This window comes from Microcystis sp. M_QC_C_20170808_M3Col, from assembly GCF_007095505.1.
Classification (GTDB): domain Bacteria; phylum Cyanobacteriota; class Cyanobacteriia; order Cyanobacteriales; family Microcystaceae; genus Microcystis.
The window spans coordinates 1-12458 of sequence record NZ_SFBY01000154.1; the positions used below are offsets into that span (position 1 = coordinate 1).

Sequence of the window (12458 nt, forward strand, 5' to 3'; positions counted from 1 at the left end):
AACCCCACACCCCACACCCCACACCCCAACCCCCAACCCCCAACCCCCAACCCCCACCGAAAAACTTTTTCAGCAGACCCTAGATATTTTCAGGAATTACTAGAGACAAAAAAAATTAAAGTTCCTCAACTGCTCTGACAAAGGTTACAAATGCTCCCAGAACGGTTAAGCTTATTTTAGTCTCTGTAATTGCTTTTATGGCTCATTTGACTTCTGAAAGACTCAATTTAACCACAAAAATCGCCTATGGTGCTGGCGATTTGGGACCGGCTATCACTGCCAATATTTCGGTATTTTACCTGCTATTTTTCCTCACTGATGTGGCAGGATTACCAGCAGGATTAGCTGGTAGTGTGCTGATGGTGGTGAGAATTTTCGACGCTATTAACGATCCGATTATTGGAATGTGGAGCGATCGAACTCGTACTATTTGGGGTCGTCGCTTACCATGGATGTTATTGGGGTCAATTCCCTTCGGAATTAGCTATTTTTTACTGTGGTTAATCCCGACTAATAACCAATTATGGCTATTTTTATATTATATTTTTATCGGTATTATCTTTAATTTAACCTATACAGTAGTCAATCTTCCCTACCAGGCACTTACCCCTGAATTAACCCATGATTATAATGAGAGAACCCGCTTAAATAGTTTTCGTTTTGCCTTTTCCATCGGGGGCAGCATTCTCTCATTAATTCTCTATATTATCGTCTCATCGTCCTATGCAAACGATCTCCATCAAGCTTTTTTATTGTTAGGTGTAGTTTGTGCTTTAATGTCGATTATAGCAGTTATTTGGTGCGCTTTAGCTTTACAAGAACGAGGAGCAAAAGCGATTCTCAATTCTCCCCAGAAAAAAGTTTTGGCAATTGCTTTTATAGTTATCGGTGCGCTTTCCTTGGTCTATGGACTAGGAAAAATTGGGGTGAATCCCAGAGACTTTATCGCTATTTCCACAATTTTATTAGGAATACAAGGGATAGTTTCGGGGTTAACCCTTTACTATGGCAAAACTGAAAATCATCTCAAGGATAGCGCGGCAATTAAACAGAGAGAAGCGGATAATAATACCGAAACTATTCCCCTGAAAGAACAATTAAAAATAGTTTTTGGTAATCGTCCCTTTTTATACGTTATTGGCATCTATCTTTGTGCTTGGTTAGGAGTACAATTAACCGCCTCGATTTTGGTTTACTACGTCGTCAGCTACATGAGACTATCGGAAGCAGCATCGGGTTTAGTCGCTTTGGCAGTACAGGGAACAGCTTTAGTGATGTTATTTTTTTGGCAAGCAGTTAGTCAGAAATTAGACAAAAAGATAGTCTATTTTTTAGGGATGACATTCTGGATTATTGCCCAAATTGGTTTATTTTTGCTCCAACCCGGACAAATAACTTTAATGTATGCTTTGGCAGTTTTGGCAGGATTTGGCGTATCTGTGGCCTATTTAATTCCTTGGTCAATGGTTCCCGATGTGATTGAATTAGACGAATTAGAAACAGGAAAACGTCGAGAAGGTATTTTTTATGCTTTCATGGTACTTTTGCAAAAAATTGGTTTAGCTTTGGGGTTATTTCTTGTCGGTATTGCGCTAGAAACATCTGGTTTTAAACCGAGAATCCCAGGAGAAGCAATTCCCCTGCAGCCAGATAGTGCTTTAATAGCAATTCGCCTAGCAATTGCTCCTTTACCAGCATTTTTTCTGATCATTAGCTTAATTCTTGCCTATTTTTATCCAATTACTCGCCAAGTTCACGCCGAAATTTTAGACCAATTAGCAACAAGAAGACAAGAGGAAAAGTAAACATAAGTTTTTTGAGAAACACTGTCAGTTAAACCCCGTAATAATTTTTCTTCTTCAGGTTCCAATCGTTTTGTAAATTATCAAGACAAAGTTATACTAAATCCGTTGAGTATAGGCTACTTATGAGGATAGGCACTCATGCAAGAGGCAAGAGGCAAAACGGAGAATAAATAATCAGTTTTTAATAACCGGATTTAGTATTAGACCCATTATTGCAGACATTTTGGCAAATTTTCCTTTTTAGGATGGTTTTCCTGAGTTGAGATTCTCCCCCCTTACTTTAAGTAAGGGGGAAAAAAAATCAATTGGCACGCTGTTCAACCAACAGTTGGTAAGCATGATTAAAATCAGCCGTTGTAATGCGAATCTCAGCCGGGTCAGTCATTCCCTGATGGCGATAACGACGAATTGCCATCAGTGCCGCTTGGTTACATAATAACGCTAAATCTGCGCCATTCCAGCCTTCGGTTGCCTCGGCCCAATAGCCTAAATCCACATCTTGTAAAGGACGTTCATCATTATGGACACCGAGAATTGCTAAACGACTAGAGGCATTCGGTAAATCAACTTTTAACTGTAAATCCAACCGTCCCGCTCGCAATAAGGCTGGGTCTAACGCATCTGGGCGATTAGTGGCTCCAATCACTAAAATCGTTGCCCCCGTTTGCAACCCATCCAACTCCGTGAGGATTTGTCCCACAACCCGGTCACTCACTCCTGAATCCCCACTATAACGACCTCTTGCCGGTGCTAAAGTATCAATTTCATCAATAAAAACTACACAAGGTGCTGCCTGACGAGCTTTGGCAAACAACTCACGCACCGCTTGTTCACTCGCACCCACCCATTTACTCAAAAGCTCAGGTCCATTAATACTAATAAAATTAGCTCGCGCCTGAGATGCAACCGCTTTGGCCAATAAGGTTTTTCCCGTTCCGGGTGGCCCCCAAAGTAAAATACCTTTGGGAGCTTGGGCTTTGGTTTGCGTATATAATTGAGGATGGAGTAATGCCCCTTCCACGGACTCCTGTAGGGTTTGTTTAATCTGTTCAAGTCCGCCAATATTGTCCCAAGCCACATGGGGAGATTCCACTTCCACAGACCGCAATACCGCCGGTTTAACTTCTTTAAGGGCTTGCAAAAAGTCGGCTTGGACGACAGTCATTGTTTCTGGAATTTGGGAGTCAATCGTAGGAACCTGGCGTCGCAAAGCACTATAGGCCGCTTTCTGGCAAACGGCTTTTAAATCTGACCCGACAAATCCCACCGCATTATCGGCAATCAGAGCTAAGGAAACTGACTCATCTAGGGGCATGGAACGGGTGAGAATATTGAGGATTTCTAAACGGCCTTTTCGGTCAGGCACCCGAAAGAGGACTTCTCTGTCAAACCGTCCAGGGCGACGGAGGGCAGGGTCAAGATGGTCGGGACGGTTTGTCGCAGCTAGAACAATCACCCCTCGGCTTTGGGCAAAGCCATCCATTAAACCCAGCAATTGGGCCACCAGTCTTTTTTCTACTTCCCCTTCAACTTTACTGCGGTCGGGTGCCATGCTATCAATTTCGTCAATAAAAACGATACAAGGCGCATTCTTACTGGCTTTCTCAAAAATTCCCCGCAGTCTTTGCTCGGCTTCCCCATAATATTTGCTGATCACCTCTGGTCCTACTAAGGCAATATAGTTAACACCGAGTTCTTCGGCCAAAGCACGGGCGGTCAGGGTTTTACCGGTTCCAGGGGGTCCGACTAAGAGAACGCCGCGAGTGGGTTCAAGTCCTAACTTGGCCAACAAGTCAGGGCGTTTCAGAGGAATGGCAATTAGTTCTTTGAGTTCTTTAATCACTTCCGTCAATCCACCAACATCTTTAAGGGAAGCAGTGGTGGGTTCTTCTGGCTGTGTCATAGTGTCTTTAACCCCTGAATCAGTGGAGGATGAGCGATGGCGATTGACCTCAAAATCATCCCCGCCAGAATTGCTCGGACGAGAAACCCCCCCTGAACGGGGAATACCGCCAGAACGGGGAATATTACTCAAGGGACGAGAATTAAATTGCATTTCGGTTTTAATTTCCCCTTTTTCCAGTTTTTCTTCTAAGATTTTGGCCAGTTCGACTAATTGCTCAAAGCCTTTGAATAATTCTGCCATAAAATTTCTCCTGAATCAATTGAAGGATGGGGACTGGGTGATAGATGGGGTTAAGAAGTCCGACTTGATAAGACTAATTACCTTTAAAATAACAGATCTGCCGCGCCTTTTACCCGGGCTAGAGGTTCTACTGACCGGGGTAAACTGGGTAAGCGGATCAAAGTTTGATCTGGGAATAAATCCCGATCAATTTCCTCATTAGCATGATAACGATTCTGCACGACATAACGTTGATAGATTCCCATTTTTTTTAAAGATTCTGTCAATCGCAGTTGTTCGGCAACGATCGCATCTTGGGCTTGTAAAATTCCAATAAATTCTGTATGTTGGGGGTCTTTTAGTTTTTTCTGGGCAGACATCACTTGTTGTCTTAAGGTTCGCAATCGTCCCATTAAATCTACACGCCCTAAGACATTTTGATACTTCATCCAAAGCTTAAAAATCCAACTTAACCAATCTCCTAAAGCCGTTGGCATTTCCAAAAATCGCAGGAGATGACCGGTAGGAGCCGTATCTAAAATAATCAAATCTTGTTGTTTCTGGTCTAATAAATCCATCACTGTTACTAGGGATAACATTTCATCAATTCCTGGCAGAGATTGAGCTACAATTTGTCGCCAAGCTTCTGGAGTATAAGCTAGTTTGATGTTTCCTTCTTCGTTACCTTCACCACTAATCATTTCTGCCAGTTCCCATAAATAATCATCCCGAAATTTTTCTAAAATGATATCAGCATCAACTTCTTGACCACTTAAATTATCAGTTAATTGTGTGGATTGATGTCCTAACTTTGTCCCAAAGGCATCTCCCAAAGAATGCGCTGGATCAATAGAAATAATTCTAATTTTTTGCTCGGGATGACGATTAGCTAACGCCCAACCAATGGCCGCGGCAACGGTTGTTTTTCCCACCCCCCCCTTGCCACCAATGATAATGAGTTGGCGTTTGTCGTCAATAAAATCACTAAAACTCGGCAGAATTTTTTGCGGCCATTGAATAGGAGGCGGGGTAGTAAATTCTACTTTTTCGATGATTTTAATTTGACTCATGATCTGATCTAATGCTTCACCTCCTAGGGGTTCTTTTGATTGTTGGGGCAGGGTGAAAATTGTCTCTTGACCCGGAATTTTTAGGAATTTATCGAGGAGTTGCTGTTGCTCACTATAGCGATCTAAATTTTGCTTAGGATCCGTTAGAATTCGATTAATAAATAAGCTGCCGCAGGGAATATTTAAGTGATGCAAACTATTGAGCAATCGTTCGGTTTCTACTAAACTCATCGGTTCGGCAATTGCCACAATTAAACAAAGGGTAAAATCCCGATCTTGTAGAATTCGTTTGCCTTCGGTTAATTCTGCTTGTGTTTTCACTAAAAAGTCATCCACATCATCGGCATTGTAGGTTTTTGAAAAAGTTTGCGAAATAACACGATGTTTTTCTTGAAACAACTCTAAAGAATTGAGAATAATCTCTAAAAAGTCTTTAATTCCCAATAAATTCAAGGTATGACCAGAGGGAGCCATATCAACAACAATTCGATCTACAACATTGTCAATAAGTAATCGTTGAATTTCTAATAGACCCATAATTTCATCTAAACCTGGCCAGTCTAAATCCCAAACAGGAGTTAAATCTTCTCCTTCAACAAAACTGCCCCGTTCTACTAAAATTTCTAAAAATTTTCCGTATTTTTCTTTAAATTCTAAGAGCAATTTTTCCGCATCTAATGCCCTAACTTTTAAGTTGGATAAGTCTTTTACAGGTGATGCTTGATCGCTAACTTCTGTTTGCAATACATCCCCTAAAGAATGAGCCGGATCGGTTGAGATTAATAGGATTTGTTCCTCGGGAAATAATTTAGCCCAACGGCGAGCAAATCCACAGGAAAGGGTAGTTTTTCCCACTCCTCCTTTGCCACTAAACATAACTAAATGTCGAGTGTCATAACGACTTAGAGAGTTATTTACCAAGTTAAAGTTAGTCATAGAAAAATCAAGTTAAGTAAAGTGATAGGGGGGAGAAACTTGTTCTAATTGTAATTGCCAACGGGGGCAGACTTTCTGCCAATGCAAGACTTGCTCGATTAGCAAAGGTTCTTCTTGAAAATTAACTAAAAGATAAATTCGTGATTCTGTACCTGGAGCAGTAATAATTCTCGTTGACGGATAGCTTTGGTCCACTAAATGCACGAAATTTTGCCATTCTGAACCTTGCAAAGTATAAAAATCTTGTTGGGCTTCATAATGCTGTTTTTTGGCTAAAAAATATTGTCTGCCCCTGCTTTCAGAAAAGAGTACAGGCTCCTCTAGCTTACGGGGAATACATTTTAAAAGATATTCTCCTTTTCCCTCAAGTTGTTCAATTTTTTCTTGATATTCTTGGGCATGAGAACAAAGATGAGTCAGTAAATTTTCTGCCTCTAAAAAAGATGTGCCAAAACGTAAGGGTAAAATAGTGGTTTGTTGAAATAATTCACAGATGACTCGATCATGGCATAAAACGGATTGAATCAAGCGTTCATCATCATTTTGTAAAGTGTCTAAACAAACTTCGGGTTCGACTACAGCCGAGAGGTCTTCACCAGTTATCAGTAACAATGGGTTAGCCATTCCAACGGGTAATGTTAGGCTTTCTATTGGGGTTTTCAAAAAAGCGTAAGTATATAGATTGTACAATTTCATAGGGTTTACCAAAAGAAAATTTACGATTTTTTACAAGTTTTTATATTGGGGCGTTGATATGCTAGAATATTTTAAGTTATTCAGGGATTGTTATGACAAACACTCGTTCACCCAGATCAATTAGATCTAAAATTAGCACTATGCCTCGGAAACAATCTGAAGCAGATCAGCAACTTGAGCTTTATAAGTTAATTACTGAAAAACAACGTATCCAAGAAAAATTAGAAATAATGGAGCGGCAGATTCAGCAGTTAAAAAGTCGTCTGACGTTTGTGACAGATCAAATTGAGACTACAGAACAAAGTATTCAAAATTTGCGTACAGTCAATCCTCCTAGTTTAGCTAAAAAACCTGATTCCCCCAAAACTGTTGCTCACTCCTCTAATAATTCTAGTAATTTCCAAGCTTTTTACCTAGAATATTAAGGCTTAATCAAGGGCTAGTTCTGACCAAGCTTCAACGAGTTCTTGAGCTTGTCAAAGCCGCCCTTACTAAGCGCCGCTACAATTTGTGATTTTGTTCATGGCCTATAGGGTGGGAAAGATTGTCAGTTCTGAACGTGGGACGTATAGAAAAATTTTAGAGAGAAGATTCAGATTGGTCTTCTGCCGCCTCTTCTTCTTCTAAGGCTTGAATTTTTAATAAAAGTTCTTCTTCCTGAATTTCAAACTCTTCCTCGGAAATGTTGCCCATATCGTAATCTAGTTGTAAGGATAATAATAATTTGTGCAAGTTTTCAGACTCATCATATTCTATATCTGCACGCTCTTGAATTTTTTCCCCAATCCAGATCAGACCCCCAATAGGACCGGTAACAGGAAGAAATAAAAGATTGAGAAACATAACTAATACTCTCCTTAGATAAGTTGGGCAAAGGTATAGGGTGCGGTTAAATTGTTATAGCGAATTCTTAGGCGATCACCAAACTGCTGATCGATCGCTTCAACGTTTTGGCTAAATTCCGGCTCTTGCTCCCAGGGAATTAAATAAGCTGCATTGTAAATCATGTCATCCGTCATCGGATCGCTTTCAATCACCTCTTGGGCGCGATGATTTAATTGATCTCTAAAGACTTGAATAACGTCTTGTTTCCGTTGAAATACAGTGCCTTCAATCATTTGACCTATATGGATAATTTCTTCCATATTTAAGTTTTTCCCCATCATCGCATCCCGTTCTTGCTTTAACTTAGGATTAGACTCCAAAGCCGCTTGTAATTCCCACTGATTATCCCAAAAAATCTTAATGCTAACTTCTCGTTGGCCTGACAGTTTAGCAAATAATTCTTTCAGTTGGTCTTTATACGGATTAATTAATTGTTCGGTGACGGATTCCCAGTTTTTTATAACTAACCCAAACCGCAGTGGTAACAAGGTTGTAAACCCTGCTTCCATGGCAGTTTCTAATACTTTTTCATGGCAAATTAAATAGCGACGGGATGCCAAATACTTTTCCTTATGAGCAAGGGAGTAGAGAAAACTAAAACCCTCAATCATCTCACTGTGAACTGGCTCATTATCAATCCCTTGCAAACCTAGTTCGTCAGGAACTGGTTCGGGAAATATTCCATATAAATAAAGACCCACTGTCATCAGTATTCTCCCAAATTAAACCGGCTGAGAAGTTAAAACCAAACGAAGCTTTAGATGAATTAGATCTAGTTGAGCTAAACCCAGATCAACATTTCCTTCCACAACAACTCCCGTATTGAGGAGTCGATCCACTAATTCTAACACAGAAGGCTTAATACCCTCCTCTCCGGGGTAATAACTCCCTGCTTCAGGTAAAAGAGTTCCAAACTCTCCTAGGTGGACATTTAACTCTTCTGGCTCAACCTCAAAAATTTCACACAAATGGAGAATTTGTTCTTGCAATTTTTGGATACTTTCGGCAGCTCTGTCTAAATCAGACTCACTGAGAACCCCTTTTTCCATCCGGCGAATGATTTGGGCTTCGAGCAATTGGCGTACCAGTTCCACGACAGTTAACAGTAAAGGGGCTAAACCGGCTTGGCTGTTACTTTCTGGACGGGTCAGCAAGGCTTGATTATCAGAATCGTAAGGTGTGCAAGCAAGTGTCATGGTTGGAATTGGTAAATGAGCAGTTTTTGACGGTGAGTCTCTAGTGGGGAGCTTGGCCAAGAAATTTTATCTGAGGGAAAATAATGATGTAATTAAATAATGTCAACTTTCCTCTGCACTCAATTTGGTTAAAGATTTTAAGGTTTGAAGTCGGCGTGAAAGTTCCAGATTTTCTGCCAATAAAGCTTGGGATTGGCTAGGGAGGTAAGGGTCGCTTTCCCACCCATTAATTGCCATCTCCCTTGCTCTATCAACAGAGGCAATCGTTAACTGGTATAAACTTCCTTACCGGAGGAATTTCAATGTATATAAGGAATGTGCCTGCTCGTTCGGACTGCTATCACGGCTCTCCATTACACTCAATTTGGCTAAGGATTTTAAGGCTTGAAGTCGGCGTGAAAGTTCCAGGTTTTCTGCGAATAAAGCTTGGCATTGGCTAGGGAGGTAGGGATAACCTTGCAAGCCGTTAATCGCCGTTTCCCTTGCTTTATCAAGGGGGGCAATCGTCTCGTGTAAATTTCCTAACCTTTGAGGATTCAAGTGAGGAATTTCACGCATCTGAGGAATGTGCTTCATCGTTCGGACTGGGATCATGGCTCTCCATTGCACTCAATTGGGTTAAGGATTTTAAGGTTTCAAGCTCGGTTTCTAGGGTTTGGAGTCGGAGTGAAAGTTCCCGATTTTCTGCTAGTAAAGCTTGGGATTGGCTATGGAGGTAGGGATCCCCTTCCCACCAGTTGATTCCCATTTCCCTTGCTTTATCAACAGAGGCAATTAACAAACGAATGCGGATATTTAGAAGTTCAGTGGAGGCGATCGAAACTGAAATATCGCCAGCAATCACAATTCCTTTATCTAAAACTCGTTCAAGGATATCCGCCAAACTCGAACCTTGAGTTGCTGTTTTCAGGGAGTTGTTTGATTGGGTTTTGAGCGAGCCAGCAAAAGTGGAAGAAGTCACGGTTGGTTTCACCCAATAAGAGTATAAAATCTAGTCTTTTTGCTTCAGCAAGTTCGTTCGCAGTAAAGATTGAATGGCTTTGATCGATTGATTTCCTGTGGAAGGCTCAGAAGTTGACGCTGGGGCATCGGAAGGCTCCTCTTCCTCTCCAACGGATAAGGATTCTACCAGATTGTCGTCGAGGATTTCCCATAAAATAGCTCTTGAGCTATCAATAGGTAAGCTTGTGCGGGACAAGAGAACATCGGCGCAGATATCACGGAAGTCGGCATCATCGGAGTGGGCCACAATATCGTGAGAGGCGCAGACTTTAGCAATCATTAAACAAGAGCGCAAACCTGACGTTTTTTCAGTCGCAGTTTTCAAACGAAAGTTTTTGACGAGGTTGACAATAAATAAAGCATCTTCTCGACCAATCCCCGTTTTTTGGGCAAGAATTTCAGTCTGAGTCAGTTGATCTGGTTCAGGCATATTAATGGTTACCAACCGATCCATTAAAGCATCTTGGGTAGCATGAACCCCACAATATTCTTCTGGGTTGGAGGTGAAAATTGCCCGAAATTGAGAATTGACTTGTAGGTAATCGGGTTGATGGCTAGTTGGCGGCAGGGTGAGAATTTTTTCTTCCAAGGCAGAGAGTAAAACGTTGTTGACCTCAGGTCGAGAACGATTGAACTCATCATAAACTAGGGTAAACCCCTCGCGACAGGCCATTGTTAACCGAGAATCCACCCAATTGTGTTTTAGCTCGTCTTCAACTTTGAGAACGCTGTGGATATAGTTATCCGTCAGTTTTTTATGGGTATAACCAGACTGGCTACCAATTAAATCCGAACTGGTAAAGTCATCATCGCCAAAGATCAGCATCACAGGTCTGGCTAAACAATTGGCCAGATGCATTGCCAATGTGGTTTTTCCCGTTCCCGCTGGGCCACATAGATGAATGGAAAAACCAGAGTTTAGATAACGTAAGGCGCGGGTGGCAATTTGATCAATCGAAGGCGTAACAACGAATTGACCGGGGCGAAGGCAGAGGACGGCTCTTCTCGTTTGAGTTCCAGTAACTGTCATAGTTGAAATCTAGTAAATACCATTGATAATCCCCGCCTTAAGCCGACGGGTATTCTTGAGCTAACAACTGCCCGTTTAGGTTTCCCCTTAATAACCGAGTAGGCAAGGACGCTTGTGTTACCCGAATTTTACGGCAAGTTTAATCGTCTTTGGCTTTTAAGGCTTACCTCATAATAATATCACAAAAAACTAGGAACTGTCATTTAGATCTAGAACCTTGATTCTGAAGGTATTTCAGGATATTCATTAGTCAAGGGACTAAGGGTCTAAAATTCTTGTCTAGATTACTTTTCAAGACTTAAACATTGACAAGCCCAGATGCAGTCCTTTTCCCTTACCTCCTTTGTCAATATAAAGACTACTAATGAGAAAATTAACTATAAACTAAGTGAAGTTTTATAATACTTCTTAATTTACCAGAGCCCTAGAGCAGCCTGAAGGGGAACCCACCACTCCTACGTTGAGTCTAGAAACTTAAAAAAGCAGGGTCAGAATGGTAGGTTTAAAACCAAAGGCTTATTGTTGTATTTTCAGATAGTCCTCTAGTTTAGCCAGGAAAAGGGACTAGAGGGTTTTTACTCTAGCCCTAGGCTTAAGTGGATTGGAATTAACCTAGAGATTTATTTGCCAAAAACGTAGATAGACAACTCTTGACGAAATTGACGCAAATCGTCTTTTAGCTGTTTCGCTTCCGCTAAACGTCGTTCTTGAAATTGACTTAAATCATCCTTCACCTGTTTAGCTCGATCTAGATGAAGTTGGCGTAAGTCGTCCTCTAGCTGTTTCGCTTCCGCTAAACGCTGTTCTTGAAATTGACTTAAATCCTCTTTTAGCTGTTTGGCTCGATCTAGACGCTGTTGACGTAGGTCGTCAGCTAGCTGTTTCGCTTCCGCTAAACGCTGTTCTTGAAATTGACGTAAATCCTCTTTTTGCTTTTCCGCTTGAGCTAAACGCTGTTTTTGGGTAGCTGTTAAAAACACGCGGCTGTCTCGTTGAACTTTTTGGAAAGACTCGCGCAAAGCAGTTGCCTGTTCTTGCGCTTGTTTTTGTCTTTCAGTTTTGACATCCAACAGAAAAGATTGGACTCCTCGCGAGAGTTCAGCTACTTCTTCAGCAATCGATAAACGCTCCTGGCGGAACTTTTCCATGAGAGCAGGCATGGGGTTGTCCTCAACTACTAAATACTATGGAATGGACTAGAGCCAATCACCCGTTGAAAAAAACATTCACGGGGACTGGGGGGAGAGACAGTAGATTCCGACTTTTCTTATTATCCAAAAGTTGAGATGGCGGACTACCCCAGACCAAGGGGCGCGGCTTCCTACCCAAAGAATTGCTTTCTATTCCGAAAAACAGCGAGCTTTACATTCTGGCGATAGGCGGTAAACCTAGCTACAAGGGACAAAATCACGGTAACAAAAATAATTTGTATGCGTCTAGCTTTGTTTCCGCTATCCGTTGCCGTGCCAGCCATATCAATTATAGACTATTGCGCCCCAAGAGAGGGGTAACTAAACTCAATAGGGATTTAAAGAAAAGCCGAGAATCTGGAAAACCCGGTATGGTTTTAACTCAGCCGATGGGAGAATCTGGGATCAATCCTTAAGCAGGAACCGCTGCAGATTGAGTCAGACCAACGGCTTCAGCATATTTGAGGTAGGTTTCAACCGAAGCGATAACTACACGAGCTTCAAGCGCTAATAATTCGATTCC

12 protein-coding genes are annotated in these 12458 nt (G+C 41.5%); 2 read left to right on the forward strand and 10 right to left on the reverse strand.

The window, feature by feature from the left end; translation table 11 throughout:
* Positions 1-197 precede the first annotated feature (197 nt).
* A complete protein-coding gene (locus EWV84_RS07165) occupies positions 198-1805 on the forward strand; it encodes an MFS transporter (protein ID WP_287077459.1) in 1608 nt (535 codons plus the stop codon).
* 301 nt (positions 1806-2106) lie between these two features.
* On the opposite strand, the gene EWV84_RS07170 is transcribed toward EWV84_RS07165, so the two are convergent.
* The 3 genes from EWV84_RS07170 to EWV84_RS07180 form a co-directional block, all read right to left on the reverse strand.
* Complete coding sequence (locus EWV84_RS07170) at positions 2107-3951, reverse strand: AAA family ATPase (RefSeq protein WP_287077460.1); 1845 nt, start codon at positions 3949-3951, stop codon at positions 2107-2109.
* Between the two features lie 83 nt (positions 3952-4034).
* Positions 4035-5936 carry an ArsA family ATPase gene (locus EWV84_RS07175; protein WP_287077461.1) on the reverse strand — a complete coding sequence of 634 codons (1902 nt, stop codon included), beginning with the start codon at positions 5934-5936 and terminating at the stop codon, positions 4035-4037.
* 12 nt (positions 5937-5948) lie between these two features.
* A complete protein-coding gene (locus EWV84_RS07180) occupies positions 5949-6632 on the reverse strand; it encodes a GvpL/GvpF family gas vesicle protein (RefSeq protein ID WP_287077462.1) in 684 nt (227 codons plus the stop codon).
* Between the two features lie 92 nt (positions 6633-6724).
* Here EWV84_RS07180 and EWV84_RS07185 point away from each other — a divergent pair, with 92 nt between their 5' ends.
* Entirely contained in the window at positions 6725-7057 is a 333-nt protein-coding gene (locus EWV84_RS07185; RefSeq protein WP_323801791.1) for a gas vesicle protein, read from the forward strand.
* Between the two features lie 154 nt (positions 7058-7211).
* On the opposite strand, the gene EWV84_RS07190 is transcribed toward EWV84_RS07185, so the two are convergent.
* The 7 genes from EWV84_RS07190 to gvpC all read right to left on the reverse strand — a co-directional run bounded on the left by EWV84_RS07190 (position 7212) and on the right by gvpC (position 11905).
* Positions 7212-7475 (reverse strand): gas vesicle protein GvpG, encoded by a 264-nt coding sequence (locus EWV84_RS07190; protein ID WP_287077463.1) that lies wholly within the window; start codon positions 7473-7475, stop codon positions 7212-7214.
* Between the two features lie 14 nt (positions 7476-7489).
* Complete coding sequence (gvpF, locus tag EWV84_RS07195; RefSeq protein ID WP_287077464.1) at positions 7490-8224, reverse strand: gas vesicle protein GvpF; 735 nt, start codon at positions 8222-8224, stop codon at positions 7490-7492.
* Between the two features lie 15 nt (positions 8225-8239).
* Positions 8240-8713, reverse strand: a complete 474-nt coding sequence (locus tag EWV84_RS07200; RefSeq protein ID WP_286823767.1) for a gas vesicle protein K — start codon at positions 8711-8713, stop codon at positions 8240-8242.
* A gap of 285 nt (positions 8714-8998) precedes the next feature.
* The gene (locus tag EWV84_RS07205; RefSeq protein ID WP_287739907.1) at positions 8999-9307 is read right to left on the reverse strand and encodes a gas vesicle protein; all 309 of its coding nucleotides are present in this window, start codon (positions 9305-9307) and stop codon (positions 8999-9001) included.
* Positions 9264-9674, reverse strand: a complete 411-nt coding sequence (locus tag EWV84_RS07210) for a gas vesicle protein (RefSeq protein WP_287077465.1) — start codon at positions 9672-9674, stop codon at positions 9264-9266. The genes EWV84_RS07205 and EWV84_RS07210 overlap by 44 nt, the downstream gene beginning before the upstream one ends.
* 30 nt (positions 9675-9704) lie before the next feature.
* Positions 9705-10745 (reverse strand): gas vesicle protein GvpN, encoded by a 1041-nt coding sequence (gvpN, locus tag EWV84_RS07215; RefSeq protein WP_287077466.1) that lies wholly within the window; start codon positions 10743-10745, stop codon positions 9705-9707.
* A gap of 620 nt (positions 10746-11365) precedes the next feature.
* Complete coding sequence (gene gvpC / locus EWV84_RS07220; RefSeq protein ID WP_287077467.1) at positions 11366-11905, reverse strand: gas vesicle protein GvpC; 540 nt, start codon at positions 11903-11905, stop codon at positions 11366-11368.
* Between the last annotated feature and the right edge of the window lie 553 nt (positions 11906-12458).